Source organism: Allokutzneria multivorans (assembly GCF_039537405.1).
Lineage (GTDB): Bacteria > Actinomycetota > Actinomycetes > Mycobacteriales > Pseudonocardiaceae > Allokutzneria > Allokutzneria multivorans.
In genome coordinates this window covers 832,011-857,529 of sequence record NZ_BAABAL010000019.1, presented here as the reverse complement: position 1 = coordinate 857,529, position 25,519 = coordinate 832,011, and the positions used below count along the sequence as shown (strand labels likewise).

Sequence of the window (25,519 nt, the reverse complement as noted above, 5' to 3'; positions counted from 1 at the left end):
CGATCTGGGGACTGCTCGAACGAAGGGAACCAGGATGAAGAGCCAGCTGGCCGTCGCCGCGATGATGTTCGTGGCGACGTGGGGGATGACCGGGCAGGCCGAGGCGGCGCCGTCGGCGGGGTGCCACGACGTGCGGCTCCTGACAGGTGGTGAAGGACATCGGGGAGCGTCGGCGCGGTGCGCTTTCGACAACAGCACTCACTTCAGGGCGTTCATCGGCTGCAAGCGTCGGGACAACGGCCACAAGTACACCCACATCGGAAACCGGGTCCCGAACGGTGCTTGGTCGACGGCGTGGTGCGACCGGAACTCTGATCTCGAACTCTGGGGCGGCTACAGCGACTGACGATTCCGACCACACGGGAGGCTGGAATGACGAAGTTGTTGGCTGGAGCCGTTGCCGCCGCCGCGCTCACGATGGGATTGGCTGCGGGCCAAGCTGCTGCGTCGGCGGGGTGCCAGGGGCAGCACGTGACCGGTTCTCAAGGGCACAAGGGAGTTTCCGTTTCCTGTGCGCACGGCGGGTTCTTCGTGGCGATGGTCCACTGCAAACGGCGGGACAACGGCACCACCTACGCCCACTACGGCCCGCGCACTCCGGACGGCGGCTGGTCGACGGCGTGGTGCGCCGCCGGCGCCGACGTCCTCGGCTGGGGTGCCAACCACGCGTGACGCCGTCGTGAACGGCGCGCTGTCGAATCCGGCGCGCGCCGTTCAACGCGTCGGTGACGGACGAGGTCGAGAACTCGGGAGGACGACGTGGGCGTAGCTGTGCTGGACATGTCGATGTCGCTGGACGGTTTCATCGCGGGCCCGAACGACGGGCCGGAAAACCCCGGTGGAGACGGCTTTTCCCGGCTGCACGCGTGGGGGCTCACCCCGGACGGCGAGTTCCGCACCGGCGGGGCGGCGGGGGACCTGCTCGACGAGCTGAGGACCATCGGAGCGGTCCTCGCGGGCAGGCGGACCGCCGAACAGGTCGGCCACTGGGGCGGCGACCACCACGGCAGCGGCGTGCCGATCTTCGTGCCGAGCAACCGCCCGCCAGGGCCGTCCGTGGCGGACTACCCGCTGGTGACCTACGTGCACGACGGGATCACCAGCGCGATGCGCCGGGCCAAGCGCGCCGCTCGGCACCGACGCGTGCACGTGCTCGGCGCGAACACCGGACGGCGGGCGATCGCGGCGGGCGTGCTCGACGAGGTGCAGATCCACACCGTCCCGGTGCTGCTCGGACGGGGCCGCCGCCTCTTCGACGTGCTGCCGGCGAGCGTCGAGCTGAAGATCATCCGCGTGGTGAACACGCCGGAGGCCACGCACGTCCGCTACCGGATCTGTCGCTGAGAGTGCTTTGAGGTTCGGCCTGTCAGGGTTCCGCGCTGTGATGAACGGGCTGACGAACGGACTTCTGAGCGCGCGGCTGCCGAGGCGGATCCAGTCGGCGCACGAGCTGACCAACGCGTGGATCCCCGGCCGCGTCCTCGGTGGGCTGGCGCTGGTGCTGGGGCCGGTGGTGTGGCTCGTGGCGCTGGTCGTGCGCCACGTGGCCCGCGAGATCGTGGTCTTCACACCGCAGGAGCAAGCCTGGTTCGACCGGCAGACCTTCGACGCGCCGGAGCAGCTGGCCGCCTACGAGCAGCACCCCTGGCTGGTCACCGCCGGGTTCGCCCTCTACGCCGTCGGCGCCGTCCTGATGGTCCCGGCCGTGCTCACCCTCGGGCGGGTGGTCGCCGCGAGGTCCGCGCGCCTGGCGTTCTGGGGAACCGTGCTCGTCATTTCGTCGCTGTTCGCCAAGGGGTACTTCGCGGGAATCAACCAGACCGCGTTCCAACTCGTCGACAAGCTCGGTCTGGAGCAGGCGACGACGTTCGTGCTGGATTCCTACGTGGACCTCTCGTACGGCATGTGGAGGGTCCCGGTGTGGGTCACCTTCCTCGGATTGGTGGGCATGGCGCTGCTGGCGGTCGGCGCTTATCGCGTGGGAGCGCTCGGGCTCGTCCGCTGCGGCCTGCTGGTGATCCCGGGGATCGCCCACGGCATCCTCAAGGAGAGCGCCCTGCTCGACGTCGCCATCGCGGTGATCCCGTGCCTGGTGCTCGTCCCGCTGGGGATCAGCGTGCTGCGCGAGCGCGTTCCGGAACTGGCCACCGCGAAGCGGCTCGTCGATCGGCAGCCGCCGCGCGTCCTCAGCTGGTGAGCCGGCCCCGCACGTGCTCCGCGAGCAGTTCGTGGGAGCGGCGCCGGTCAGCGTGGTGGAAGACGGGCGTGGTGATCATCAGCTCGCTGACGCCGGTCTCGTCGAGCACCGCTTGGAGCTTCTGCACCACCGTTTCCGGCGACCCGACGAGAACGCTGCCGGAGCGCGCCGCGATCTCCGCTCGGTCGCCGTCGGTGTAGGCCCGCGCCGCCGCGTCCTCCGGGCTCGGCAGGCGGATGCGGTGTCCGCGCACACGGCTGAGGACTTTCAACCGCGTCGAGCCCGCGAGCCACTCGGCGCGCTCATCGGTGTCCGCGACGATGGCGGAGACGCTGACCAGCGCCGGCGTGGTGACGCGCGCGGCCTCGGCGGCGCCTGCCGGGTTGAGGTGGTGCGCGAACGCGTGGGGAAGGCCGCGCGCGCTGGCGATCCGCGCACTGGCCGCCGAGGAGCCGAGCAGGTAGATCGGCGGCGTGTTGCCGAGCGCGGGGATCGCCTTGACCCGCGCGTCCTCGGCCGGGGCGAAGTGGGCGAGCAGTTCGTCCAACTGCTCTTCGAAGGGCTTCTCCGTGCGCCCGCCGCGCACGGCTTCGACGGCTGGAGCGGCTCCGCCGGGCGCGCGGCCGATGCCGAGGTCGATCCGTCCCGGGTGCAGAGCTTCGAGTGTCCCGAACTGCTCGGCGACCACGATCGGCGCGTGGTTGGGCAGCAGCACCCCGCCCGCGCCGACGCGGATCGTGCCGGTGGCGTTCGCGAGATGGGCGATGAGCACGGCGGGCGCGGAGCTGGCCACCCCGCGCATCCCGTGGTGCTCGGGCACCCAGTACCGGTGGAAGCCCAGCTCATCGGCCAGTCCGGCCAGGTCGACGGTGTTGCGCAGAGCCTGCCGCGCGGTGGCGCCCTGCACGATCGGCGAGGTGTCCAGCACCGACAGGCGCACCGTTCTCGTCATCCGCCACCTCCACTGTCCATTGTGGACGAAATGGTTGAGGTGCCTCCAAGGGCACCGCTAGCGTAGGTGGCGGTCGATCCGAGTTGGGGGGCGCGGTGAGCGATGTTCCGCCGCAGGTGAGCAATGCGACGGGCGCGGTGTCGGGGTCCTTGGTGCAGGCCGGGACCATCCACGGCGGTGTCCACTTCCACCGCGTGCCCGCCGAGATCGCCAAGCCCAGGCAGCTCCCGTTGCCGCCCGCGCACTTCACCGGCCGCGTGCCCGAGCTCGAAGCGCTCTCGCGCGCGGTCGGTGGGCGTGCGCTGGTCGTGATCACCGGCGCCGGAGGCATCGGCAAGACCAGTCTCGCGCTGCGCTGGCTGAGCCAGGTGCCGGAGCTCGGCCGGGACGGCCAGCTGTTCGCGAACCTCGGCGCCTTCGACCCCTCAGGCCCCGTCCGCCCGGCCGATGCGCTCGGGCAGTTCCTGCGCGCACTGGGCGTCGCGCCCGAGAAGGTTCCCGCATCCCTTGCTGAGCAACAAGCTCTGTACCGCACGATGACGGCCGACAAGTCGCTGGCCGTGTTGCTGGACAACGCCTCCTCCGCCGACCAGGTGCGCCAGCTGCTGCCCGGGGGCACCGACGGCGTGGTCGTGGTGACCAGCAGGCGAAGGCTCAGTGCGCTCGCCGCCGACGGAGCGCGGTGGGTGGACGCCGCGCCGATGGACACCGAGACGTCCTTGGTGTTGCTGTCCAACGTGATCGGGGCCGAGCGGGTCGCGGCCGAACCGGACGCGGCAGCACGGATCGTCGCGGCGTGCGCAGGCCTGCCGATCGCGCTCGCCGTCATCGCCGCGCGCCTCGTGGCACGGCCGAAATGGTCCCTGGCAAGGGTTCTCGGCGAACTGGAGAACGAGAGGACCCGGCTCAAGGGCTTGTCGAAGCACGAAGACCTGTCCGTGAGCGCGGTTTTCGACATGTCCTACTCGCAGCTCTCCGACGAAGCCGCACAGCTCTACCGCCGTCTGTCTGCGCATCCAGGCCCCCAGTTCAGCACCGACGCGGCAGCGTGCCTGACGACCGAAGCCGCCGAACATGCGTTGGAAGAGCTGGTGGACACCAACATGCTGGAAGAGGTTCGCGAGGACCGCTTCCAGTTCCACGACCTCCTCCGGCTGCACGCCGCACAGCGCGCCACGGAGCAGGAGACCGAGCAGGCGCGGCGCGTGTGCTGGGAGTGGTACCTCGTGAGCGCGATGGCGGCGGACAGGGCAGCGACGCCGAACCGACGACGCCTTCCACACGCGTTCACCTCGTTGGGGCACAAGGACTTCGACGGCGCGCGCGATGCGGTCGACTGGCTTGAGGAAGAACGCGGAAACCTCCGTGCGGTTGCGCGGCAAGGGGTTCCCGAGATCTCGTGGCGCGTGGTGGACGCCATGTGGCCGTTGTTCCTGCATCGCCGGTACAACCAGGACCGCGAGGAGCTGGAGGAGCTCGCGGTCGAAGCGGCGCGGGCGTGCGGTGACGAGGTCGCCGAAGGACGCATGCTCTTCCAAGCCGGAATGGGCTGCAAGGCGAGGGGTGATCACGCGAAGGCCCGACGCTGCTTCGCCCGGGCGCAGGCGGTGAACGAGCGCACCCGCGACGGGTGGAACACCGGCAACGTCGAGGACGGCCTCGGCTCAGCGTGCTTGGCAGACGGTGATGCGGGGCAGGCCGTCGAGCACTTCCGGCGCGCGGCGGAGGTCTGGGGCGAGGTGGCCGGAGCGGAGCGCAAGGTCGCGATCTCCATGCTCAACCTGGGCCGGGCCCACGTCGCCGTCGACCGGGCCGCGACCGCGCTGCCGTTGCTGATCGAGGCCAAGGCCCGGCTGACCGCCCTCGGCGACGTCGATCCCTACCACCACGCACGCCACGACGTCTTCTTCGCCGAGGCCTACCTCAAGGACGGTCAGCACGAGCTGGCCGAGCAGCACGCGAGCAAAGCCTTGTCCGCCATGGCATCGCTGAACTCCGCGTTCGGGCAGGGGCTGGCGCTGGAGATCCTCAGCACGCTGGCGCAGCGCACCGACCCCGAGCGCGCGGAGGAGCTGCGGGGCCGGGCGCTGGCCCTGTTCGAGCTGGTCGACGCTCCGGACGCGGACCGCCTGCGCTGATCTTCCGCGCCTCGGCGCGGCAACGGCGAGCGCGGTCAGGACGCGAGAGAGCGACCGATCTCGCCGACGAGTTCGAGCTTGGCGCGCTGCGTGGCCTCCGACAGCGGGTTGCCCTGCATGGCCGACGCGAAGCCGCACTGCGGGGAGATCGCCAGCTTCTCCAGCGGGTGGAAGCGGGCGGCCTCCTCGATGCGGCGCTCGACGTCCGCGCGGGACTCGACGACATCGGTCTTGGTGGAGATCAGCCCGAGCACCACGACCTTGTCGTCGGGGACCTCCGCGAGCGGTTCGAACCCGCCGGAGCGCTCGTCGTCGTACTCCAGGAACACGAGGTCCGCGTTGTCCAGGCGCGGGAACACCTGCGCGGCGATCGCGCCGTAGCCGCCGGAGGTGTGCCACTGCCCCTGGTTGTTGCCACGGCAGACGTGCGTGGAGAACGTGACACCGGGCTCGGTCATGACGCTGTTCAGCAGCTCGACGCTCTTCGCCAGGAACCGGTCCCGGTCGAGCCCCGCCGCCTCGTAGAAGAACTTCGCCTCGTTGATGGGGAAGGTCAGGTCGGGCGCGTCCACCTGCACGTAGCGGCACCCGCGCGCGGCCAGCGCGGAGATCTCCTCGCGCAGCAGTTCGGCCACGTGGTCCATCGCCTCGGACACGTCGCGGTAGGCGGCGGTGGAGTGCTCGTCGGACCAGAACACCAGCGCGATGCTGCTCGGCGACGGCAGCGTCACCTTGAGCGGGTGCTTCGCGCGCTGGCTGGCGTACTCGAACTCTTGCAGCGCAAGCGATTCCCGGCGCGCGAGCCTGCCGGTGATGAGCAACTTCGCCTCAAGGTCGGCCAACTCGGTCGCCGACTCGTCGGTGTGCCAGGCGTCCGCGCCCACCATCTTGTCGAGCACCTCGCTCTGCCCGGGCAGCACCGGCGTGATGCCGTCGAGCACCCCGGCCAGCGAGTCGAAGTACACGCCGCGCCGCTGCTCGCCGTCGGTGATGACGTCGATCCCCGCCGCCTCCTGCAAGGCGATCGCCGCGTCCACGGCCTCGTTCTCCAGCTCCCGCAACCGTTCCGCGGAGACCTGGTGCTCCCGGGCGGCGAGCAGGGCCGGTGGGCGGAGCAGCGAACCGACGACGTGGCTCTTCATGGCGCTAGGTCACCACGAGATGTGCCTTGGGGCAAGGGACGTTTCGGCCTGAACCGATCTGTCCACTATGGATGGTCTTCGCTCAGCTTGCGCCGCAGGTTCGCCCGCTCCGGCTCGGTTCCGGCCAGCTCCAACGCCCGCCGGTAGGCGGCAGCGGCCTCCTCGTCGCGGCCGAGCCGGTGCAGCAGCTCGGCCCGCGCGGTCGGATAGGGGTGGTATCCGCGCAGCTGCGGCTCGTCGGCCAGCGCGTCGAGCAGCGCGAGCCCGGCTTCGGCACCGTCGCGCATGGCCACCGCGATGGCCCGGTTCACCGCGACGACCGGCGACGGCAGCAGCGCCAGCAACACCTCGTAGAGCGCCACGATCTGCGGCCAGTCGGTACTGTCGAGGTCAGCGGCCTCGTCGTGCAGCGCGGCGATCGCGGCCTGCACGCCGTACGGGCCCGGGCGCCCGCCGGTCAGCGCCACCTCCACGAGGCGGGTCCCCTCCTCGATCATCACGCGGTCCCACCGAGCGCGGTCCTGCTCCTCCAACAGCACCACCGCGCCGTCGGCCCCGCTGCGCGCCTCGCGGCGGGCGTGCACCAGCAGCATCAGCGCGAGCAGCCCGCGGACCTCGCGCTCGGCGGGCATCAGCGCGCACAGGATGCGGGCCAGCCGGATCGCTTCCTCGGCCAGGTCCAGGCGTTGCAGGTGCTCGCCGGAGCTGGCCGCGTAGCCCTCGGTGAAGATCGAGTACACGACCTGGAGCACGCCGGGCAGCCGCTCCGGCAGCTCATCGGCGCCGGGCACGCGGAACGGGATGCGCGCCTCACGGATCTTCTTCTTGGCCCTGGTGATCCGCTTGGCCATGGTCTCCACCGGCACCAGGAACGCCCGCGCCACCTCGGGCGTGGTCATCCCGGCGAGGCAGCGCAGCGTCAGCGCGAGGCGGTCCTCGGCGGGCAGCGCGGGGTGCGCGCAGGTGAAGAACAGCTGCAACCGGTCGTCCGGCAGGCCGTCCCCGTTCCCGATGTCGGCGGCGGGCGCGGGATCGGCACGCTCCGCCTCCACGCGCAGCACCGCCAGCCGCTCCGCGTAGGCCTTGTTCCGCCGCAACCGGTCGACCGCCCGGCGCCGCGCCGTGGTCATCAGCCACGCACCGGGCTTGGGCGGGACACCGTCGACCGGCCAGCGGGTGAGCGCGATCTCCATGGCCTCGGAGGCGACCTCCTCGGCCAGGTCCAGGTCACCGAAGCGGCGGACGAGCGCCGCCAGCAGCAGGCCGTGCTCCTCGCGGAACACGCCTTCCACAGATGCCAGCGACGCCTCGTCCGTCATGTCAGGCCCCGAAGTCGGCGATGGGCCGCACCACGATCGAGCCGCTGCCGCGCGCGCCGGGGCACCGGGCGGCCCAGTCCAGCGCGGCGTCCAGGTCCGGCACGTCGATCACGTAGAAGCCGCCGAGCACCTCGCGGCCCTCAGCGAACGGACCATCGGTGACCAGGCGCTTCCCGTCCTCGCCGACGTGCACGGTGGTGGCCGTGACCAGGTCGGCGAGCGACTCCCCGGACACCAGGACCCCGGCCTCCTTGACCTCCTTGTCGTAGGCCATCCAGTCCTCGACCGTGCACTCCGCGGCCCCGCCGTTCTCGTCGATCGAACCCGCGTTGATCAACAGCATGTACTTCATCTCGTGCTCCTCAGCGTTGGCGTCGTCACCACCACTACGAACGGGACGAGGCCGCATGGACACGCTTCCCGACATTTTTCTACCCGGGATGACGCAGACGCGCGCACATCCATCGCGGACGCGCTCACATGGCCCGCCGCCGCGCGGTGCCCTTCACTGGGGGCATGGCTGTGATGAGTGAGTCCAAGCGCGAGGAGTTCCTGGCGGGTGTGCACGTCGGCGTGATCAGCATCGCGCGCCGCGAAGGTCCGCCGCTGGCCGTTCCGGTCTGGTACGACTACGAGCCCGGCGGCGAGGTCCTCGTGCAGACCGCGCCCGAGTCGCTGAAGTTCCGCCTGCTCGACGCGGCGCGCGAGTTCACCCTGGTGGTACAGGACGAGAACCCGCCGTACCGCTACGTCAGCGTCTCCGGCCCGGTGGTGTCCGTCGACAACGAGACGCCGTGGCCGGAGTTGGAGGCGCTGGCCCGTCGCTACCTGGAGGGCGAGGCCGCGGAGGACTTCCTCAAGTCGATCGAGGGCGAGACGATCGCCACGTTCCGCATGCGCCCGAACCGTTGGTACTCAACGGACTACAGCATCAGCGGGTAGAGAACGGCGGGGAAGGCGATGCCGAGCGCGGTGCCGACGAGCACTTGCGCGAGGGTGTGGTCCTCCAGCTCGACGCGGGACCACCCCAACAGCACCACGAGCGGCCACAGCACGTGCCACACGGCGCCGTAGAGCACCACGACGATCACCGCGGTGGCGGCGCCGACGGCCGCGTGCACGCTGACCTTCCACTTGCCCAGCACGGTGATCACGCCGAGGACGACGATCAGCACGACCTCGCCGAGCCCGAGCGCGAACATGTGCGCGGGCGCTCCCGTGAGGCCCATGGCGACGGTCACCACGATGATCGACACGGTGATGATCACCAGCGGGATCAGGCGCCCCGCGCGGTCGTTGACGTGGTGGCCGTCCCACCGGCCGCGCCGGGCGCCGCGCACGATCGCGATGTAGGGGATGACGCAGCTGCCGAGCGTCAGCGCGGCGGCCCACCACAGCGCCTCCGCGCGCTGCGGCCCGGGAAGGGCTCCCGCCGTGAACGCCAGGACCGCCAGCACCACGTAGGGGCTCAGCACCTCGGTCACGGCCTTCGCGAGCCTCTTGGCGGCCGTCGGCGAATCAGTCGTCATGACCGCAGATCTTCCAAGACGGGTGCCGCGCACACGGCACCCGCCTCGCCGGAGGAGCTGTCAGCCCGCCGCGCAGTCGCGTGCGTTGACCGCCTGGAGCGCGAAGCCGACGACCTTGCCCTCCTTGGTGCCGAACAGGTAGCGGTTGGCCGGGTTCTGCGGCGTCGTGGTCGTGATGATCGCGACGCCGTTCTGCCAGCCGTCCACGGCCTTCGGGTAGGCCTTCTTCACCTCGGCGGCGGTCGAGCCGAGGCCGACGCCCTCCGGGGTGCGCGCGCCGGGCGCGGTGCCGGGGATCGAGTACACGCCGTGCGCCTTGGAGATCGTCAGCACCGGGCCGGGGGAGTACGCCCACTTGTAGCCGCGGCACAGGTCGTTGCCGCCGACCGGCTCGCCGACCTTGCCCGTCGCGAGCGCGTCGGCCAGGCTCATGCCGACCGTGATCGGGCCGAAGCCGTTCGGGCCGAGCACGGTCGCCGCGGAAGCCGTGGCCGGTCCGGTGGCGGCCAGTGCGATCGCCGAAGCGGCCAGCACGGCGGCGCCCGCGCGGGTGGGGGTGATGCGCATCCAGGTGTCCTTTCGAGACGGTTGTTCCGAGGTGGTGCGCCGACCTTGACGCCCTCCGCCAAGATCGGGTTGCACGGCGGGGAAATCGTTTCGGACTGAGCCGAATCACGTGTCAGAATCCTTGTGGCGCAATGGCTTTCGAATGCGGAGGACGTGCATGTACGCAACATCCCTCGGTGCTGACGGAGCGGTTCTGCGCCCGCTGGAGCCGTGGCGGGCCGGGGAGCTGCTCGCCAACGTCGATCGCGGCAGGGAGTTCATCGGCGAGCACATCGGGTTCGCCGACGCGGTGACCGATCTGGCGTCGAGCCGCGCGCTCCTGCAGGCCTACGCCGAGCGCGTGGCCGCCGACACCGGCCGCATCGACGGCATCTGGCTGGACGGCACGCTCGTCGGCGGCGTGCTGGTGCGGACGATGGACGTGCCGAGGGGTGTGGCCGAGGTCGGTTGCTGGCTGGAGCCCTCCGCCGTGGGCAAGGGACTCGTGACCAGGGCCGCGCGCCTGCTGATCGACTGGGTCGTCCACGAGCGCGGCGTCCACCGCGTCGAGTGGTGCGTGGCCAGCGAGAACACCTCCAGCATCGCGGTGGCGCGGCGGCTCGGCATGGTCAAGGACGGCGTGCTGCGCGAGAGCTACCCGCACCGGGGCGTGCGCAAGGACGTCGAGGTCTGGTCGGTGCTCGCGCCGGAGTGGCGAGCTGCGAAGCCGTGATCGACCAGGCTCGTGAGATCGCGCGGCTGGCCTGCGCGGTCCTCGGCGAGGAGGTGATCGGCGCCTACCTGCACGGCTCCGGCGTGCTCGGCGGCGTCAAACCGGCCAGCGACGTGGACGTTCTCGTGGTGACCCGGCGGAGCATGGACGACCGCGAGCGGCGGGCGCTGCTCGACGGCCTGCTCAGCGCTCGTGGCGCGCGTCCCGTCGAACTGACCGTCGTCGTCCAGTCCGGGATTCGGCCGTGGCGGTACCCGCCCGCCTGCGACTTCTTGTACGGCGAGTGGCTTCGCGCCGAGTTCGAGGCCGGTGCGCCGCCGCCCCGCGCGGTCCCGATGCCCGATCTCGCGGTCCTTCTTGCGGTCGCGCTGGACGGCGATCACGCCCTCGTCGGCCCGCCTCCGGCGCAGGTGCTCGACCGCGTTCCGCGAGCCGATGTCGTCCGCGCGAGCCTGGCGGGCGTCCCCGAGCTGCTCGCCGAGCTCGACGACGACACCCGCAACGTCGTGCTGACCCTGGCGCGCGTGTGGACCACGGTCGCCACCGGCGAGATCAGGTCGAAGGACGCCGCGGCGGACTGGGCGCTCGCCCAGCTCCCGCCCGAGCACCGCCCCGTTCTGCGCCACGCCAAGGAGCTCTACCTGCACCGCCACTACTCCGAGGAGCACTGGAGCGACGAGCTGAGAGCCCGGGTCCGCCCGCACGCCGAAGCGGTGCTCGACCGGCTCAGGAGCTGAACATCCGCGCGGCGTAGAGGGCGTACACGGCCGCGCACCGGCGCATCGCGGCTTCGTCGATGTATTCGTTCGGACCGTGCGCGACATCGAGCAGTCCGGCTCCGTAACCGAACGCGGGAATGCCCAGCTGGCTGTACCACCGCGTTTCCAGAATTCCCGCGCACATTTCGAAGCGCGCGTCACCTTCGACCTCGCGCACGACCTCCGCGAGCTTTGTTGCCGCCGAGTGCGTGGAATCCGTGCTCGCGGGAGGCTGTTGCTGCGTGACCTCCACCGAGACGTCCGCGCCGATCTCCGCCGCAGCCTCCTTGACGACGCCCGTCAAGTAGTCGCGTTCGCGGTCCAGGTCCACGTCCGGCTGGTAGCGCCCGTCCACGGTGAAGAAGGCCGATCCCGGCACCACGTTGAAGTTCGACCCGCCGCCGAAGAGCCCGCCCACCACGATCATCGAGCCCTTCGCGGTCATCTCCCGCGCGTGCTCCTCGACCGGTCGCGCGATGTGCAGCATGTGCTGGAAGGCGTTCACGCCCCGATCCGCGTGCCCCACGTGCGCCTCCACCCCGCGCACGTCCACGCGAAGCGAGAGTGCGCTCCGCGCGGAGTTCCAGATCGTCCCGCCGCTCGGCTCGGCCGTCACCATCGCCAGCGCGCGCGGGTCGATCAGGCCCGCGTCACGGAGGTGGCCCGCGCCCGTGACGCTGCCCGTCTCCTCGTCGCAGACCAGGTTCAGCACGATCCGCCCGTCGCCGAGCAGCCCCAGCTCCCGCGCGGCGGCCGCGCCGTAGAGCATGCTGACCACGCCGCCCTTCATGTCCGCGCTGCCCCGGCCGACGATCCTGCCGTCGCGCCGCTGAGCCGCGAACTGCGCGCGGTCCTGCGCCGGGACGACGTCGAAGTGCCCGTGGAAGTAGAGCGTCTTCCGGCCGCTGCCGACCGCGCCGCGCACGATGCTCGGCTCCTCCAGCGCCCGCGCCGGAGCGAGCTCGACGATCTCCGGGTCCATGTCGAGCGCGGTCATGGCGTCGCGGACGGCCCGCGCGCACCGGCCCAGCTCGCGGCCCGGCGGGTTCTCGGAGTCGATCGCGATCAGCGCCACCAGCAGTTCGGCCATCTCGTCGGCCTTCGGTTCCAGCCACGCCTGCACCTGGGAGAGCATCAGTCGATGTTAGAGCGGATTCCGTGTTTCAGGCAGAGGTGAAGCGGAATATGAAGCCGTCGCCATTTCACTAGCTTTCACGTCGTCCTGTCTCATAGTTTTTCAACTGGGGGAAATGTGTCCATTCTTGCCAAGAGTGCGGTTGTCGCACTTGCTCTGGCGCTCGTGCCCGTCGCGAACGCCGCCGCCGCGCCGCGGGTGCAGGACGAGTGCAACTCCTACTTCTGCTTCCGCCTGGTGGGTGACGCGAACAGCTGGACCGCCATCATCATCAAGACCTCCAGCGAGCTCACCAACATCGGCATCGAGGGGCCGAGGGGGCAGGGCGGCTCGTCGCGCGGGGACATTCTGAAGGTGAGCGGCAGCGGCGGGGGCGCCGTGAGCGGCATCGGTTTCCAGGGCTTCAAGCAGAAGGGATTCATCTCCTTCACCATCTGAGCGCTTGACGCTCGGTTGCGCTGACAACCGAACGACGGCCGGGCTCCCGATCGGGAGCCCGGCCGTTCTCGTGTGAGCGAGGGCATACCCCCTCCCCGTACCTTGACCACCCTACCCCCCTGGGGTATCAATGGGGGCATGCGGGGATACACCGAGGGCAAGGACGACTACCTCAAGCGCCTGCGCCGGGTCGAGGGCCAGATCCGCGGCCTGCAGCGCATGGTCGACAACGACGAGTACTGCATCGACGTGCTCACGCAGATCTCGGCGGCCACCAAGGCGTTGCAGGCGGTCTCCCTCGGTCTGCTCGACGAGCACCTCAAGCACTGCGTCAGCCACGCCATCGCCGAGGGCGGCGAGGGTGCTGACGCCAAGATCCGCGAGGCCAGCGAGGCGATCGCGCGCCTCGTCCGGTCCTGAACGAACGGGAGCCCTCCATGAGCGAGACCACCGCGACCTACACCGTCACCGGCATGACCTGCGGGCACTGCGTCGCGTCGGTCACCGAGGAGGTGGGCGCGATCGACGGCGTGACCGGCGTCGCCGTCGACCTCCCCACCGGCGCGGTCACCGTGACCAGCGCCGAGCCGGTCAGCGCCGACGCGGTGCGTGCCGCCGTCGACGAAGCCGGGTACTCCCTGGCCTAGCGCGCGTCCTGCAAGCGGCTGAGCCAAGCGCTCCGCCGCCGGCAGCACCGGGGTCAAACAGTCTTCAAGACCACCAAACCCCCTTGTTGATCATCGTTAACCGCCCCAAACCCGACGCCACCGGGTACTCCCCGGTCGGACCCAGCCGGGTAGGGGCGTCTTCAAGACCAGTGAACCCGCACGGGGTTCGGGGTACTTGAAGACCGGCGAACCAGCAGAATCAGCACGTTCGAGCACAGAGGACTCGACATGAACACAGCAGCGAAGCTCTCCGCCTACGGTGCGGCGCTCGCCCTGGTCGCCGCAGGCGCCTGGGCCGCCGGAACCGCTGTCGGTCCCTTCGCCGCCCCGGCCGGAGCGCATTCCGACGCGCCCGGCCCAGGCGGAGCGCCCGGCGGCGGGAACGCCGGGCACGGGGACGGTCACAGCGGCACTGTCGCGGAGGCCGCGCAAACCGACCAGCCCGGCGGGTTGGCGTCGTCCAGGGGCGGATACACCCTCGCGCCCACCTCCACGACGCTGCGCACCGGGACCACCCAGACCTTCTCCTTCCGCATCCTCGGCCCGGACGGCGCGGCGGTCACCCGCTTCGACGTCGAGCACGAGAAGCGGATGCACCTCATCGTGGTCCGCAGGGACACCGCCGGGTTCCAGCACGTCCACCCGGAGCTGGGCGAGGACGGCACCTGGCGCGTCCCGCTGACCCTGCCGCGCGCGGGCAGCTACCGCGTCTTCGCCGACTTCGCGCCGACCGGGGCGAAGGGGCTGACGCTCGGCACCGACGTGTCGGCGGCCGGGGACTACCAGCCAGAGACCTACAAGCCCGCCCGCAAGTCCACAGTGGACGGATACGAGGTGCGGCTGGACGGCGGCCTCGTTCCCGGACGCTCCTCCAAGGTGACGCTGACCGTCACGAAGGACGGCCGTGAGGTCTCCGATCTCCAGCCTTACCTTGGCGCGTACGGACATCTCGTCGCGCTGCGCGCGGGAGACCTCGCGTACCTGCACGTCCACCCCGACGGCGCGCCCGGCGACGGCAAGACCGCGCCAGGGCCGAAGATCACGTTCTTCGCCGAGGTCCCGACCGCCGGTTCCTACCGGCTGTTCCTGGACTTCCAGCACGCCGGGCAGGTCCGCACCGCCGAGTTCACCGTGAACACCGGTGCGTCGCAGTCGCACGAGGAGGCGGAACCCCATGGCCACTAACGAGGTCGAGCTCGCCATCTCCGGGATGACCTGCGCCTCGTGCGCCAACCGGATCGAGCGCAAGCTCAACAAGCTGGACGGCGTCACCGCGACCGTCAACTACGCCACCGAGAAGGCCAAGGTCGTCTTCCCGGAGGGCACCGGGACCGCCGCGCTCATCGAGCAGGTCGAAGCCGCCGGGTACTCCGCGTCCTTGCCGGAAACCGTTGCCGTGCAAGAAGAAGACGATCCGCTGAGGACGTTGCGGCAGCGGCTGACCGGTTCGATCGTGCTGTCCGTCCCGGTGGTCGCGATGGCCATGGTGCCCGCGTTGCAGTTCACCTACTGGCAGTGGATCTCGCTGACGCTCGCGGCTCCCGTGCTGGTGTGGGCGGCCTGGCCGTTCCACCGCGCGGCGTGGACGAACCTGCGCCACGGCGCCGCGACCATGGACACCCTGATCTCCATGGGAACCCTGTCCGCGTTCCTGTGGTCGTTGTACGCCTTGCTGTTCGGCACGGCGGGCACCCCCGGCATGACGCACCCCTTCGAGCTGACGATCGCTCCGAGCGACGGCGCGGGCAACATCTATCTCGAAGTCGCTGCGGGCGTGACGACGTTCATCCTCGCCGGTCGCTACTTCGAGGCGCGGTCCAAGCGGCGGGCAGGCGCGGCACTCCGCGCGCTCCTTGAGCTGGGCGCCAAGGACGTCGCGGTTCTGCGTGACGGCAAGGAGATCCGCATCCCCACGGCGCAGCTCGCGGTCGGCGACCGGTTCGTCGTCCGCCCCGGCGAGAAGATCGCCACGGACGGCGTTGTCGAGGAGGGCTCCTCGGCGGTCGACGCGAGCATGCTCACCGGCGAGTCCGTCCCGGTCGAGGTCGGCCCCGGCGACGCGGTGGTCGGCGCGACGGTGAACGCTGGCGGTCGCATCGTGGTGCGCGCCACCAGGATCGGCTCGGACACCCAGCTCTCGCAGATGGCCAAGCTCGTCGAGGACGCGCAGAACGGCAAGGCTCAGGCTCAGCGCCTCGCCGACCGGATCTCGGCGGTCTTCGTGCCGATCGTGATCGCGCTTTCCGTTGGCACACTTGCCTTCTGGCTCGGCGGCGGGGCCGAGGCTGGCGCCGCGTTCACCGCCGCCGTCGCGGTGCTGATCATCGCTTGCCCGTGCGCGCTCGGCCTCGCGACGCCAACCGCGCTGCTCGTGGGCACCGGCAGGGGAGCGCAGCTCGGCATCCTGATCAAGGGCCCGGAGGTGTTGGAGTCGACCCGCGCGGTGGACACCGTGGTGCTGGACAAGACCGGCACCGTCACCACCGGGCGGATGGCCCTGGTCGAGGTGCACACCGCCGGGGTCGACGAGGCCGAGGCGCTGCGCATGGCCGGAGCGCTGGAGAACGCCTCGGAGCACCCGATCGCCCAGGCGATCACCAGGGGAGCCCGTGAGCGCGTCGGCGAACTGCCGGAGGTCGAGGGCTTCACCAACGTCGAAGGCCTTGGTGTGCAAGGGATCGTGGACGGCCGCGCGGTGATCGCCGGGCGCACCGCGCTCCTGGAGGAGTGGAGCCAGCACCTGCCCGCTCCGCTCGCCGAAGCCAAGTCCGCCGCCGAGTCGGCCGGTCGCACCGCCATCGCGGTCGGCTGGGACGGCGAGGCCAGGGCCGTGCTCGTGGTCGCCGACACCGTCAAGGACACCTCCGCCGAGGCGATCCGGCAGCTCCGCGCGCTCGGCCTCACCCCGGTGCTGCTCACCGGCGACAACGAGGCCGTGGCGCGTTCTGTGGCCGCCGAGGTCGGCATCACCGAGGTGATCGCCGAGGTGCTGCCCAAGGACAAGGTCGACGTCGTCGCGCGGCTCCAGGCCGAAGGCAAGGTCGTCGCGATGGTCGGCGACGGCGTGAACGACGCCGCCGCGCTCGCGCGAGCCGATCTCGGGCTCGCCATGGGCACCGGGACCGACGCGGCGATCGAGGCAGGCGACATCACGTTGGTGCGCGGCGATCTCCGAGCTGCGGCTGACGCGATCAGGTTGGCGCGCAAGACGTTGAGCACCATCAAGACGAACCTGTTCTGGGCCTTCGCCTACAACGTCGCCGCGCTCCCGCTGGCGGCGGCCGGACTGCTCAACCCGATGATCGCCGGTGGTGCCATGGCGCTGTCGTCGGTGTTCGTGGTGACCAACAGCCTGCGCCTGCGCGGGTTCCGCAGCACCAACACCACGCCCGCCGCACGCTCCACCACGCCGACCACCGCACTCCGCAACCCCAGTCCGGTCGCCTAGTTCACCAGTCTTCAAGACCGGCAAACCCCCTCGCCAGCGGTCGCAAACGGCAGCAAACCCGGGCGAGGGGGTTTGCGAGACCCAGCACACGGCTTCACCAGGCAAGATCGTGAGTCGCGCTCATGACCGGGCGGGCTCGGTGTCGCAGGACACAAATGAGGCATTCCGGTCATGGCGCGCGGTTCGAAGATGCGACACTCCCCTCAAGGTCCCACGTATGGGTGACGATGAGTCGTGCATCGATCCGTCGCGGCCACCCGCCTCTCGCCTACGGAGCAACGTTGAAGAAGCACATCCTCCCCATCACCGTCGTGGTCACGATGTTCCTGGTGTGCGGCTTCGCGGTCATCGCGTCCTCGTAATCACGAGGTTCGGCAGATCCAGCTGAGGACTCTTCTCCTCCCTCATCGCGGGAATCGCGGTCGCGAAGACGGCCGTGACCGCCGCGTGCATGCGCTTCGGCGCGATCGCGCCCGTGATCGTCATCGCCCACGTCGGTGGTGTCGTCCGGCGCCGCTCCTGCACCCAGCTGACGTGCTCCGCTGACGTCCGCGCACGAGCGGTCAGCGCCGACGAGCAGGCCCAGTTTCGCGGTCGAGCCCGGCGGTAGCGCCGGTTGCGGCCCATCGAAGTTGATCGAGTTCGCGCAGTCCTGCCGCCCCGCGCACGCCAGCACCGCCGCGCTCCCGCCGAGGGAGTGACCCGCGAAAACGGTCCGCGCGTGCTCGGCGAGCTTGCCCCCGATCGCCGAGGCCAGCGGCCTGCTGCCGGATCAGCTCGCTGATCGCGGACTTCACCGACCGCGAGCCGAGTGAGGACCGGAGCCGCCACATCCTCTCCACGATCCTCATGCCGGAGTGACCGAAAATCCGATCTGTTCGCGCGGAGGGTGAGGCAGATTGGCATCCGCGAGCCCCACGAAAGGACACCCCGTGTCACCTGATCCGACGACCGTCCACCCGCTGGCGGCGCACGAGCGCGTCGTGTTCCTGAAGCCGCTGGTCAGCTCACCGAAGATCGTCGTCGGCGAGTACACCTACTACGACGACCCGGACGGGGCGACCGCGTTCGAGCAGCGCAACGTGCTCTACGGCTACGGGCCGGAGCGGCTGCTGATCGGCAAGTACTGCGCGATCGCATCCGGTACGCGGTTCCTGATGGCCGGGGCCGACCACCCCACGATGGGCGTGTCCACCTACCCGTTCACGATGTTCGGCGGCGAGTGGGCCGAGCGGACCCTCGACATCGTCACCGGCATGCCGAGCAGGGGCGACACCGTGGTCGGCAACGACGTCTGGTTCGGCTACCAGGCCGTGGTCATGCCCGGCATCCACATCGGCGACGGCGCGATCGTCGCGGCGGGGGCGGTCGTCACCGCCGACGTGCCGCCCTACACGATCGTCGGCGGGAACCCGGCCAAGCCGATCCGGCGGCGCTTCGACGAAGCCGACGTCGACCGCCTTCGCCGCGCCGCGTGGTGGGACTGGCCCGCCGAACTGGTCACCGCCAACGCCCGCACGATCATGGCCGGGACCCCGGCAGACATCGAACGCATCGCCGCAGAACACGGTCTGGAGCAGAGCTGATGAGTCAGATCCACATCGAAGAGCACGTCGTCGCGGGCCCGGACAGCGGCCCGTACGCGCTGACCAGCGGTCTCGACGGCGCGCTGTGGTTCACGCTGGTCCACAGCGGGCAGATCGGCCGCATGGAGCCCGGCGCCCAGCCGACGCTGCACCAACTGGACGCGAAATCCGGTCCAACCATCATCGCCGCAGGTCCGGACGGCGCTCTCTGGTTCACCGAGTACCAAGCTCACCGCATCGGCCGGATCACCACCAAGGGCGCCGTCACCGAGTTCCCCTTGCCCGAGGGGTGCGCGCCGTTCGGTATCGCGGCGGGCCCCGACGGGGCGCTGTGGTTCACCGAGACCGGCGCCGACCGGATCGGCAGGCTCACCGTGAAGGGCCAGCTCACCGAGTTCCCGCTCCCGGTCAGCGGCGCGTTCCCGTCCGTGATCACGGCGGGCGGCGACGGCGCGCTGTGGTTCGCGATGAACCAGGCCACCGCGATCGGCCGGATCGCGGTGGACGGCACGGTCACCGTCCACCCGCTGCCGACCGAGGCCGCCGCCCCGGTCGGCATCACCGCGGGCCCGGACGGCGCGCTCTGGTTCGTCGAGATCGCGGCAGGCCAGATCGGCCGGATCACCCTCGACGGCAAGATCGAGGAGTTCCCGCTGCCCGACCGCTCAGCCCGACCGCACGCGATCACCAGCGGCGCGGACGGCGCGCTCTGGTTCACCGAGTGGGGCGCGAACCGCGTCGGCCGCATCACCACGCGCGGCGAGATCCAGGTGCACGACCTGCCGACGCCCGGCTCCGAGCCGCACGGCATCGCCCTCGGCCCGGACCACGCGATCTGGACGGCACTGGAAACGGGGGCGCTCGCCCGCGTCACCCTTCGATGAGCCCCAGGTCGGCGAACATCCGGTGGCACCAGTCGAGCGCGGTTTCGAGGTCGTTCCACTGCGTGTCGTCCTCGGACAGGTAGGGGAAGACGTACGGGTCGGTGATGCCCTCGGGCAGGTCCTCCGCCTGGCACTCGAAAGGCGGCCAGCCGTACTCGGCCCCGCGCATCGCGAGCGCGATCTCCGGCGGCTGGGCGTCCCACAACCCCAGTGCCAGCCGACGGCACATCGCCGGGTGAGCGGTCGCGAAAATGAGCCTGCCCACGTCGAGCGGCTCACCGGCGGAGATCACCCGGACCATCGCGCGGTACCGCGTGCCCGGGTTCACCAGGCCCGCGTCACCTGACCAGATCTCCACGCTGTGCCCCGCCTCGATGATCGCGGCGCACAGCGTGGCCAGGGCCAGGCCGCGGTTGACGATGCACTCGTGCCGGACCTTCGACGAGTACGACATCGGGATCACGAAGGTGATCACCTTGCCCCGCCGCGAGACCTGCCTCGGCACCGCGTCCACCATGCACTCGGGCACCCCGGCGAGGTAGGCGCCGACGTCGACCTCGCTGCCGGTCACGTCCCACGAGGGCTCCAGGACCGTGATCGTGCTGCCCAGCCCGGCCCGCTCGCGCAGCTGCCCGACGGTGATGTCGGCCTCCTGCAACGCGACCGCCCAACCGTCCCGGCCGAGCCGCACGGCCTCCTCCCACGTCGCGCCCGCCCACTCGGTCGCGAAATCGCGGGCCTTGCCCCTGCTCGTCGACGGGGGAGCGGTCGCCGCGTCCAGGAACTCCTGCCACGACAGCATCGGCGCGAGCACGAAACCGCTCATCGCCCTAGTCCAGTTCCAGCGCGCCGCGGTGCGCCGGGGACAGCCCGCGGATCACCCGCCAGCGCATCACCTGCTCGGTGGTGGCGCCCGCCTCGATGAGCTTTGCCCCGTCGATGGTGGTGCGAGGGGAGAACATCACCGGCAGCTGCTTCTCCGCCGCCTTCGCCCGCAACCCCCTGACCAGCTGGAGCAGCTCGCGCACCGCGTCCCGGTGCGACGGCGCGTGCCGCAGCGCGAGCCGCTCCTCCAGCTTCTCGTCGATGGGCACGTCCACCACCACGAACCGGTCCAGCGTCGCGGCGTCCAGGGTCTGCCGCCCCACGTAGTTCCGGTCCGCGCCGGTCCCGTAGGTGTTGCCCGTGGCGACCAGCCGGAAGTCCGCGTGCGCCACCACCATCCCGTCCGCGAAGGCGCACGTGCCCAGCGCCAGCGCCTGGTTCAGCTCCGCGAGCAGGCCCGGGTGACCGTTGTCGATCTCGTCGAGCAGCATCACGCCGCCGTGCTCGAAGGCCCTGCGGAACGGCGTGTCGTGGTAGGTGCCGTGCGCGTCGAAGTACCCGAAGACCTTGCTCATCGGCGTGGTCGGGCCGAGCGAGAGCGCCTGGAAGTCTAGCCCGAGCGCCTGCGCGGCCTGCTTCGCGAGCATCGACTTGCCAGTGCCCGCCGGGCCGACCAGGAGCACGTGGCAGCGCGCGTGCAGCGCCGTCAACAGGTCCGGCAGCACCGCGTGCGAGTCCGTGCCCAGGTCGATGACCCCGCCCTCGGGGAGCACGACCCGCACGACGTTCGGCGTGAACTCCTCCAGGAGCTGGTCGACCTCCCGCTCCACCACCTCGCGGATCGTGCCGATCGCCTTGGCCTGCTCCTCGCGCAGCGCCTCGCCGATCGTCTTCAACGCCTCCGCCGCCGAGGTCGCGACGACCTCCGGGATCGTTTTGAGCGTCTCCCCGCGCACCGTCGCGGCGGCGCTCTTCTCGGTGTGCCGCGTCAGCTCGTCCCGCAGCTCGCTCACATCCGGTGTCGCCGCCGCGACCGCCTCGGCCGCGAGCCCCGGGATGATCAGGCCCGCCTCCGCGCGGATCACCTCCGCGAGCCCCGCGCGCACCTTCTCCTCGACCACCCGCTGGAGCTCCACCGGGTCCGGCGCCGCCTCGCCGACCGCGTGCCGCGCCATGTCCGGCACGAGCGCGGAGGCCTCCCACTGGATGATCGCCGGCAGCCTCGCCCGCATGTCGCACTCGACCCGCCACAGCAGATTGCTGTGCGCGCACAGGTTCCGCACGACCGTCTCGGCGAGCTGCAATACCTCGGCCCTGGTGCTGCTGCGCAAGGGGCGCTCCTTCAAAGCCGTCGTTCGTGTCGCGGTGATCAGAACCCAGGGTGACCGGGAGGGGTCCCGGCCGCGTTTCACGCCCGGCCACACCGGTTTTCTCCTGTCGCCTGAATGGCGGTGCGGTAGGCCCTCACCTGCGATGATCTAGGGATTTGTCACTGAAGGTGACGAACGCTCCGGTAATTTCCCCCGAGTGCCGCAGTGAATTACTTCTGATCGCTTTTATGGCGCCCTCACACCTTCGGGTGACTGTACTGCCTGAGAAATGCGGGCTAGCTTCGAAATGCCTTCGGGTCTATCCGTGCGAATATCTCAGAATTGTTTCGCAATGGTGTCTTTTGTCTCGCGACCCGATAAATCCAGCGCGTCTTCGAAGGAGCTCACGCATGACCGCGACGCACTCCCCGGCCACTGCCAAGCCCGTGCTGCGCAGCGACTACCAGCGCTCGGTCGCCGAGTACTGGAACAAAGAGCGCGACCCGGTGAACCTGCGCCTCGGTGACGTCGACGGCCTTTACCACCACCACTACGGCCTCGGGGACTACGACCCGGCTGTGCTCAGGGCGCCCGCCGAGATCCGCGACCAGGCGGTGATCGCGGAAATGCATCGGATGGAGACCGCGCAGGCCGACGTCCTGCTGGACCACCTCGGTGACGTCCGGCCGCACCACCGGTTGCTGGACGCCGGATGCGGTCGCGGCGGCACGAGCATCATGGCCAACCTGCGATTCGGCTGCGAGGTCGACGGCGTCTCGATCTCGGAGGAGCAGGTCGCCTTCGCCAACGCGCGGGCACGGGAGCGGGGAGTCGACGACCGGGTCCGCTACCACTTCCGCAACATGCTCGACACCGGCTTCGAGACCGGCTCGCGCAAGGCCATCTGGAACAACGAGAGCACCATGTACGTCGACCTGCACGAGCTGTTCGCCGAACACGCCAGGCAGCTGGAGATCGGCGGCCGCTACGTCACCATCACCGGCTGCTACAACGACGTCACCGGCGGCCGGTCGAAGGCGGTCAGCCAGATCGACCAGCACTACACGTGCAACATCCACCCGCGCAGCGCGTACTTCAAGGCCATGCAGGCCAACAACCTGGTGCCGATCGCCGTGGTCGACCTGACCCCCACCGCGATCCCGTACTGGGAGCTGCGCGAGCAGTCCTCGGTCGCCACCGGCGTGGAGGCCCCGTTCCTCAAGGCCTACCGCGAGGGCAGCTTCCACTACCTGCTCATCGCCGCCGACCGCATCTGACCCCACCCGCCAAGAAGGGGCCGCCCGCACCGGGCGGCCCCTTCCTGGCGTTGTTCGTGACTAAGCGGCTCCAGCCTTGTCCGCGTGGTAGCGGCGGGACGTGGCGTGCCACTCGCGGCTACCGCCGCACCAGGCCCACGTCTCGGCGAGGAAGCGCCGCAGCATCGGCGAGCCCACCAGGCTCAGCGCGGCAGCCTCCGCCACGAAGCGCTTCATGAGCTCGTTGTGGATCTCCACCGTGCGCTTGGCCGCCTGCCGCTGCGTGCAGCCCTCCTGCTCCATGAGCGCGATCGGCAGGCTGAGGTCGTCGTCGGCTTCCTTGCTCATCGAGTGCAGGTCGTTGATCAGCACCGCCGCCATGCCCGCCATCGAGAACGCCTCGCGCACCCGGGGGTCGTAGAACTCCTGCGGCGGCAGCTCGTAGCCGGCGACCGCGTCGATCAGGATCATCGGCGGCAGGTAGCTGTTGTGGTGCCGGTGCATCAGGTATTCCCACACAGGCGGCCGCTCACCGGTCACCCGCCAGCTCGCGTTCTGGTCGAGAGTGGTGAACAGGATCGACATCTGGTGCTGGAAACGGGCCATCTGCGTCACCGAGGTGTAGCGCGCCAGGTGCTCCATGCCGCTCCGGAACGCCAGCGCGATCGGGTCTTCCTCGATGTGCCGCCGCAGTTCGTGCTCGTAGCGGTGCGGCAACGGAACCGGGTCGACCACCCCGTAGAGGATGCCGAAGCGCGCCGCCGTCCGTGCCGGATCGGCGCCCACCTCCTCCTCGTCGAGGTAGTAGTCATCGGCCGCCCACTCCGCCACGACGACCTTGGTCGCCGCGAGCAGCCGGTCCGCGTCGTCGGTCCCGGGGTGGGTCAGCATGATCAGCCTGCCGAAGCCGCACGAGCGCAGGTGCTCCGAGCGGCCCTCGTAGATCCCGACCTGCTCGGCCCACTCCACCATCCGCTCGTTGACCTCCTCCCCGAGTGCCGCGTTGTCGCGCACCGGGCCGGGGCAGAACAGCTCGGGGATCTCGTCGTCGTCCTCTTCCGCCGCCGGTTCCGCCACGGCGGCCGGTGCGGGGCGCAGGAACGACAGCTGAGCCGCGGACATGCCCAGCATGCTCGGCTGCTCGGTCACGAAGACCAGGCTGGACGGGGTCACCCTGGGTGGGTCCTCGAGCAGCGCGGCCAGCTCACCCGGCGGCGCCGCGCCCCTGGTGGCCAGCACCTCCGCCGCCAGCCGGGACAGGTCGTCGGTCGCGTTCGGGGCACTCAGGCGAGACATCAAGGACATGCTGTTTCGAACCGCCTCTCCATCGCCATCGCAGGCCAGTAAGCCACGTCGCGTGGTGGCACGGGGGAAGCTCACCCGGATGCGAGGGGCGTTCACGCGGTTGTGGAGCGGCGGTTACGGTCCGCCCGCCGTGTCTGTCCACAGTGGACGCTAGCGCGATGATCTTCCGGCATATGCCCAAAAGAGGCCGATCAGCACCGAACCCGCGCCACCCGCCAGCACGAGCGCGGGTGCGCCGACGAGCCCCAGCAGCGCGCCGGTCACGCTCAGCGAGACGCGCAGGACGGCGCCATAACTCACCGCGTGCATGCTGAACACCCTGCCGTGCAAGGACTCCGGCACCGATTCCAGCAGCAGCGTGGTGTCCAGCGCGATGATCACGCCGCTCGCGACGCGCATTCCCAGCAGCACCACCATCGCCGTGACCAGACCCGGGCTGACCGCGAACAGCGCCCAGAGCGCACCCTGCGTGATGTAGCCGATCGTGAACGCGAGCTGTCGCCGGTGCGCGGGCACGCGTCCGCCGAGCAGGCTGCCCACGAGCACCCCAACGCCGTCGACCAGGTACAGCAGGCCGATCCCGGTGCCGTCCGTACCGAGCACCCGCGTCGCGAACACCGCCAGCAGCACCTCGTACCCACCGCCGACCAGGCCCCAGGCGATGCCCACCACCACGATCCGCCGCGCGAGCGGGTACCGCCGCAGTGCCGCGAGCCCGCCGCCGAACCTGAACCGCCGCCCATCCCCACGCTCGCTCGCAGACCGAGAGCGGACTGGCCAGGCAACCCACGCCGCGACCGCGCACAACCCGGCCGCCAGCAGGAACGCCGCGAACGCCCCGAGCGTGGCGACACTGACGGTCCCGAGCGCCGCTCCCGCGATCGTGCTGATCCCCGTCACCGCGCCGATCGCAGCGTTTGCCTTACCCCACAAGGATTCTGGCGTCGCCAGGTACCGCAACCGCTGTGCCGCAGGTCCCGCGAACCGGCCCGCGATCAGGAACACCGCATAGCCGCACGCGGTCACGACGAGCGAGCCGTCGATCGCGACCGCCATGACCACGAGCCCCACCGCCTGAGCCGGGAGCGCGACGCGGAGCACCACGTGCGGGCGCACCTGGTCGACGACGGCCCCGCCGAGCGGTCCGACGAGCAGTGCCGGCACGTTCCCCGCCAGCAGGACTGCGGCCAGCGCGGCTCCGGAGTGGTGCGCGAGGACGCCTACCGACAGCGCGACCTGCGTCGCCCACGTGCTGACCGCGCCGAGCAGGGCGACCGTCCACAGTCGGCGGAAGTCGCCCGAGGACCACGAAGGAGATGACATCAGGGCAGCCTGCGATCTCCAGCGCAC

At 70.5% G+C, this 25,519-nt stretch carries 29 protein-coding genes; 18 read left to right on the top strand and 11 right to left on the bottom strand.

Going from position 1 to position 25,519, the window contains the following annotated elements:
• Positions 1 to 34: 34 nt before the first annotated feature.
• The 4 genes from ABD798_RS32070 (at position 35) to ABD798_RS32055 (ending at position 2,197) form a co-directional block, all read left to right on the top strand.
• Positions 35 to 346: a hypothetical protein gene (locus ABD798_RS32070; protein WP_344883324.1), complete on the top strand. Its 312-nt coding sequence runs from the start codon at positions 35 to 37 to the stop codon at positions 344 to 346.
• A gap of 26 nt (positions 347 to 372) precedes the next feature.
• Complete coding sequence (locus ABD798_RS32065; RefSeq protein WP_344883321.1) at positions 373 to 672, top strand: hypothetical protein; 300 nt, start codon at positions 373 to 375, stop codon at positions 670 to 672.
• A gap of 87 nt (positions 673 to 759) precedes the next feature.
• Positions 760 to 1,344, top strand: a complete 585-nt coding sequence (locus ABD798_RS32060; protein ID WP_344883318.1) for a dihydrofolate reductase family protein — start codon at positions 760 to 762, stop codon at positions 1,342 to 1,344.
• Between the two features lie 40 nt (positions 1,345 to 1,384).
• Positions 1,385 to 2,197 (top strand): hypothetical protein, encoded by an 813-nt coding sequence (locus ABD798_RS32055; protein WP_344883314.1) that lies wholly within the window; start codon positions 1,385 to 1,387, stop codon positions 2,195 to 2,197.
• Here the strand turns inward: ABD798_RS32055 and ABD798_RS32050 are convergent.
• Positions 2,187 to 3,149, bottom strand: coding sequence for an LLM class flavin-dependent oxidoreductase (locus ABD798_RS32050; protein ID WP_344883311.1), 963 nt, complete (start codon positions 3,147 to 3,149; stop codon positions 2,187 to 2,189). The two genes, ABD798_RS32055 and ABD798_RS32050, sit on opposite strands and share 11 nt — an antisense overlap.
• A 95-nt stretch (positions 3,150 to 3,244) precedes the next feature.
• Between ABD798_RS32050 and ABD798_RS32045 the strand changes: the two genes are divergently transcribed.
• Entirely contained in the window at positions 3,245 to 5,287 is a 2,043-nt protein-coding gene (locus ABD798_RS32045) for a tetratricopeptide repeat protein (RefSeq protein WP_344883307.1), read from the top strand.
• A gap of 35 nt (positions 5,288 to 5,322) precedes the next feature.
• Here ABD798_RS32045 and ABD798_RS32040 read toward each other — a convergent pair whose 3' ends face one another.
• From ABD798_RS32040 to ABD798_RS32030, 3 genes are all read right to left on the bottom strand, one after another.
• Positions 5,323 to 6,429: a cobalamin-independent methionine synthase II family protein gene (locus ABD798_RS32040; protein WP_344883304.1), complete on the bottom strand. Its 1,107-nt coding sequence runs from the start codon at positions 6,427 to 6,429 to the stop codon at positions 5,323 to 5,325.
• A 65-nt stretch (positions 6,430 to 6,494) separates the two neighbouring features.
• The gene (locus ABD798_RS32035) at positions 6,495 to 7,748 is read right to left on the bottom strand and encodes an RNA polymerase sigma factor (protein WP_344883301.1); all 1,254 of its coding nucleotides are present in this window, start codon (positions 7,746 to 7,748) and stop codon (positions 6,495 to 6,497) included.
• Between the two features lies 1 nt (position 7,749).
• Entirely contained in the window at positions 7,750 to 8,100 is a 351-nt protein-coding gene (locus tag ABD798_RS32030; protein WP_344883712.1) for a YciI family protein, read from the bottom strand.
• A gap of 164 nt (positions 8,101 to 8,264) precedes the next feature.
• On the opposite strand from ABD798_RS32030, the gene ABD798_RS32025 reads away from it, so the two are divergent.
• Complete coding sequence (locus ABD798_RS32025; protein WP_344883298.1) at positions 8,265 to 8,690, top strand: pyridoxamine 5'-phosphate oxidase family protein; 426 nt, start codon at positions 8,265 to 8,267, stop codon at positions 8,688 to 8,690.
• Here the strand turns inward: ABD798_RS32025 and ABD798_RS32020 are convergent.
• Positions 8,672 to 9,277 (bottom strand): phosphatase PAP2 family protein, encoded by a 606-nt coding sequence (locus ABD798_RS32020; RefSeq protein WP_344883295.1) that lies wholly within the window; start codon positions 9,275 to 9,277, stop codon positions 8,672 to 8,674. The two genes, ABD798_RS32025 and ABD798_RS32020, sit on opposite strands and share 19 nt — an antisense overlap.
• A gap of 60 nt (positions 9,278 to 9,337) precedes the next feature.
• A complete protein-coding gene (locus ABD798_RS32015; protein ID WP_344883292.1) occupies positions 9,338 to 9,844 on the bottom strand; it encodes a hypothetical protein in 507 nt (168 codons plus the stop codon).
• A gap of 157 nt (positions 9,845 to 10,001) precedes the next feature.
• Here ABD798_RS32015 and ABD798_RS32010 point away from each other — a divergent pair, with 157 nt between their 5' ends.
• Positions 10,002 to 10,556, top strand: a complete 555-nt coding sequence (locus tag ABD798_RS32010) for a GNAT family N-acetyltransferase (protein WP_344883289.1) — start codon at positions 10,002 to 10,004, stop codon at positions 10,554 to 10,556.
• Positions 10,553 to 11,293: an aminoglycoside adenylyltransferase domain-containing protein gene (locus tag ABD798_RS32005; protein ID WP_344883286.1), complete on the top strand. Its 741-nt coding sequence runs from the start codon at positions 10,553 to 10,555 to the stop codon at positions 11,291 to 11,293. The genes ABD798_RS32010 and ABD798_RS32005 overlap by 4 nt, the downstream gene beginning before the upstream one ends.
• Here ABD798_RS32005 and ABD798_RS32000 read toward each other — a convergent pair.
• Complete coding sequence (locus ABD798_RS32000) at positions 11,283 to 12,449, bottom strand: M20 family metallopeptidase (RefSeq protein ID WP_344883283.1); 1,167 nt, start codon at positions 12,447 to 12,449, stop codon at positions 11,283 to 11,285. The genes ABD798_RS32005 and ABD798_RS32000 overlap by 11 nt on opposite strands.
• Positions 12,450 to 12,566: 117 nt before the next feature.
• Between ABD798_RS32000 and ABD798_RS31995 the strand changes: the two genes are divergently transcribed.
• From ABD798_RS31995 to ABD798_RS31955, 9 genes are all read left to right on the top strand, one after another.
• Positions 12,567 to 12,887: a hypothetical protein gene (locus ABD798_RS31995; RefSeq protein ID WP_344883280.1), complete on the top strand. Its 321-nt coding sequence runs from the start codon at positions 12,567 to 12,569 to the stop codon at positions 12,885 to 12,887.
• 138 nt (positions 12,888 to 13,025) lie between these two features.
• Complete coding sequence (locus tag ABD798_RS31990) at positions 13,026 to 13,307, top strand: metal-sensitive transcriptional regulator (RefSeq protein ID WP_344883277.1); 282 nt, start codon at positions 13,026 to 13,028, stop codon at positions 13,305 to 13,307.
• A gap of 17 nt (positions 13,308 to 13,324) precedes the next feature.
• Positions 13,325 to 13,534, top strand: a complete 210-nt coding sequence (locus ABD798_RS31985; protein ID WP_344883273.1) for a heavy-metal-associated domain-containing protein — start codon at positions 13,325 to 13,327, stop codon at positions 13,532 to 13,534.
• Between the two features lie 249 nt (positions 13,535 to 13,783).
• Entirely contained in the window at positions 13,784 to 14,740 is a 957-nt protein-coding gene (locus ABD798_RS31980) for a hypothetical protein (RefSeq protein WP_344883270.1), read from the top strand.
• Positions 14,730 to 17,003 (top strand): heavy metal translocating P-type ATPase, encoded by a 2,274-nt coding sequence (locus ABD798_RS31975; RefSeq protein ID WP_344883267.1) that lies wholly within the window; start codon positions 14,730 to 14,732, stop codon positions 17,001 to 17,003. Before ABD798_RS31980 ends, ABD798_RS31975 begins: the two co-directional genes overlap by 11 nt.
• Before the next feature lie 227 nt (positions 17,004 to 17,230).
• Positions 17,231 to 17,365: a hypothetical protein gene (locus ABD798_RS31970; protein ID WP_344883264.1), complete on the top strand. Its 135-nt coding sequence runs from the start codon at positions 17,231 to 17,233 to the stop codon at positions 17,363 to 17,365.
• A 74-nt stretch (positions 17,366 to 17,439) separates the two neighbouring features.
• The gene (locus ABD798_RS31965; RefSeq protein WP_344883261.1) at positions 17,440 to 17,613 is read left to right on the top strand and encodes a hypothetical protein; all 174 of its coding nucleotides are present in this window, start codon (positions 17,440 to 17,442) and stop codon (positions 17,611 to 17,613) included.
• Between the two features lie 322 nt (positions 17,614 to 17,935).
• Positions 17,936 to 18,589: a CatB-related O-acetyltransferase gene (locus ABD798_RS31960; protein ID WP_344883259.1), complete on the top strand. Its 654-nt coding sequence runs from the start codon at positions 17,936 to 17,938 to the stop codon at positions 18,587 to 18,589.
• A complete protein-coding gene (locus tag ABD798_RS31955; protein ID WP_344883256.1) occupies positions 18,589 to 19,473 on the top strand; it encodes a Vgb family protein in 885 nt (294 codons plus the stop codon). Before ABD798_RS31960 ends, ABD798_RS31955 begins: the two co-directional genes overlap by 1 nt.
• On the opposite strand, the gene ABD798_RS31950 is transcribed toward ABD798_RS31955, so the two are convergent.
• Together ABD798_RS31950 and ABD798_RS31945 are read right to left on the bottom strand one after the other, a co-directional pair.
• Positions 19,460 to 20,299 carry a DUF7192 family protein gene (locus tag ABD798_RS31950; RefSeq protein ID WP_344883253.1) on the bottom strand — a complete coding sequence of 280 codons (840 nt, stop codon included), beginning with the start codon at positions 20,297 to 20,299 and terminating at the stop codon, positions 19,460 to 19,462. The two genes, ABD798_RS31955 and ABD798_RS31950, sit on opposite strands and share 14 nt — an antisense overlap.
• Before the next feature lie 4 nt (positions 20,300 to 20,303).
• Entirely contained in the window at positions 20,304 to 21,629 is a 1,326-nt protein-coding gene (locus ABD798_RS31945) for an AAA family ATPase (RefSeq protein WP_344883251.1), read from the bottom strand.
• 389 nt (positions 21,630 to 22,018) lie between these two features.
• Here ABD798_RS31945 and ABD798_RS31940 point away from each other — a divergent pair, with 389 nt between their 5' ends.
• On the top strand, positions 22,019 to 22,885 hold the full coding sequence (locus ABD798_RS31940; RefSeq protein WP_344883248.1) for a geranyl diphosphate 2-C-methyltransferase: 867 nt from the start codon (positions 22,019 to 22,021) through the stop codon (positions 22,883 to 22,885).
• 60 nt (positions 22,886 to 22,945) lie between these two features.
• Here the strand turns inward: ABD798_RS31940 and ABD798_RS31935 are convergent, their stop codons facing one another.
• Both ABD798_RS31935 and ABD798_RS31930 read right to left on the bottom strand, forming a co-directional pair.
• Positions 22,946 to 24,160, bottom strand: coding sequence for a family 2 encapsulin nanocompartment cargo protein terpene cyclase (locus tag ABD798_RS31935; protein WP_344883245.1), 1,215 nt, complete (start codon positions 24,158 to 24,160; stop codon positions 22,946 to 22,948).
• A gap of 159 nt (positions 24,161 to 24,319) precedes the next feature.
• Positions 24,320 to 25,492: an MFS transporter gene (locus ABD798_RS31930; protein ID WP_344883242.1), complete on the bottom strand. Its 1,173-nt coding sequence runs from the start codon at positions 25,490 to 25,492 to the stop codon at positions 24,320 to 24,322.
• Positions 25,493 to 25,519: the final 27 nt, after the last annotated feature.

Coding starts and splice junctions, on each gene's coding strand:
- ABD798_RS32070 (WP_344883324.1), top strand. CDS start 35: ATGAAGAGCCAGCTGGCCGTCGCCGCGATGATGTTCGTGGCGACGTGG.
- ABD798_RS32065 (WP_344883321.1), top strand. CDS start 373: ATGACGAAGTTGTTGGCTGGAGCCGTTGCCGCCGCCGCGCTCACGATG.
- ABD798_RS32055 (WP_344883314.1), top strand. CDS start 1,385: ATGAACGGGCTGACGAACGGACTTCTGAGCGCGCGGCTGCCGAGGCGG.
- ABD798_RS32050 (WP_344883311.1), bottom strand. CDS start 3,149: ATGACGAGAACGGTGCGCCTGTCGGTGCTGGACACCTCGCCGATCGTG.
- ABD798_RS32040 (WP_344883304.1), bottom strand. CDS start 6,429: ATGAAGAGCCACGTCGTCGGTTCGCTGCTCCGCCCACCGGCCCTGCTC.
- ABD798_RS32035 (WP_344883301.1), bottom strand. CDS start 7,748: ATGACGGACGAGGCGTCGCTGGCATCTGTGGAAGGCGTGTTCCGCGAG.
- ABD798_RS32030 (WP_344883712.1), bottom strand. CDS start 8,100: ATGAAGTACATGCTGTTGATCAACGCGGGTTCGATCGACGAGAACGGC.
- ABD798_RS32025 (WP_344883298.1), top strand. CDS start 8,265: ATGGCTGTGATGAGTGAGTCCAAGCGCGAGGAGTTCCTGGCGGGTGTG.
- ABD798_RS32020 (WP_344883295.1), bottom strand. CDS start 9,277: ATGACGACTGATTCGCCGACGGCCGCCAAGAGGCTCGCGAAGGCCGTG.
- ABD798_RS32015 (WP_344883292.1), bottom strand. CDS start 9,844: ATGCGCATCACCCCCACCCGCGCGGGCGCCGCCGTGCTGGCCGCTTCG.
- ABD798_RS32010 (WP_344883289.1), top strand. CDS start 10,002: ATGTACGCAACATCCCTCGGTGCTGACGGAGCGGTTCTGCGCCCGCTG.
- ABD798_RS32000 (WP_344883283.1), bottom strand. CDS start 12,449: ATGCTCTCCCAGGTGCAGGCGTGGCTGGAACCGAAGGCCGACGAGATG.
- ABD798_RS31990 (WP_344883277.1), top strand. CDS start 13,026: ATGCGGGGATACACCGAGGGCAAGGACGACTACCTCAAGCGCCTGCGC.
- ABD798_RS31985 (WP_344883273.1), top strand. CDS start 13,325: ATGAGCGAGACCACCGCGACCTACACCGTCACCGGCATGACCTGCGGG.
- ABD798_RS31980 (WP_344883270.1), top strand. CDS start 13,784: ATGAACACAGCAGCGAAGCTCTCCGCCTACGGTGCGGCGCTCGCCCTG.
- ABD798_RS31975 (WP_344883267.1), top strand. CDS start 14,730: ATGGCCACTAACGAGGTCGAGCTCGCCATCTCCGGGATGACCTGCGCC.
- ABD798_RS31970 (WP_344883264.1), top strand. CDS start 17,231: ATGAGTCGTGCATCGATCCGTCGCGGCCACCCGCCTCTCGCCTACGGA.
- ABD798_RS31955 (WP_344883256.1), top strand. CDS start 18,589: ATGAGTCAGATCCACATCGAAGAGCACGTCGTCGCGGGCCCGGACAGC.
- ABD798_RS31950 (WP_344883253.1), bottom strand. CDS start 20,299: ATGAGCGGTTTCGTGCTCGCGCCGATGCTGTCGTGGCAGGAGTTCCTG.
- ABD798_RS31940 (WP_344883248.1), top strand. CDS start 22,019: ATGACCGCGACGCACTCCCCGGCCACTGCCAAGCCCGTGCTGCGCAGC.
- ABD798_RS31935 (WP_344883245.1), bottom strand. CDS start 24,160: ATGTCTCGCCTGAGTGCCCCGAACGCGACCGACGACCTGTCCCGGCTG.
- ABD798_RS31930 (WP_344883242.1), bottom strand. CDS start 25,492: ATGTCATCTCCTTCGTGGTCCTCGGGCGACTTCCGCCGACTGTGGACG.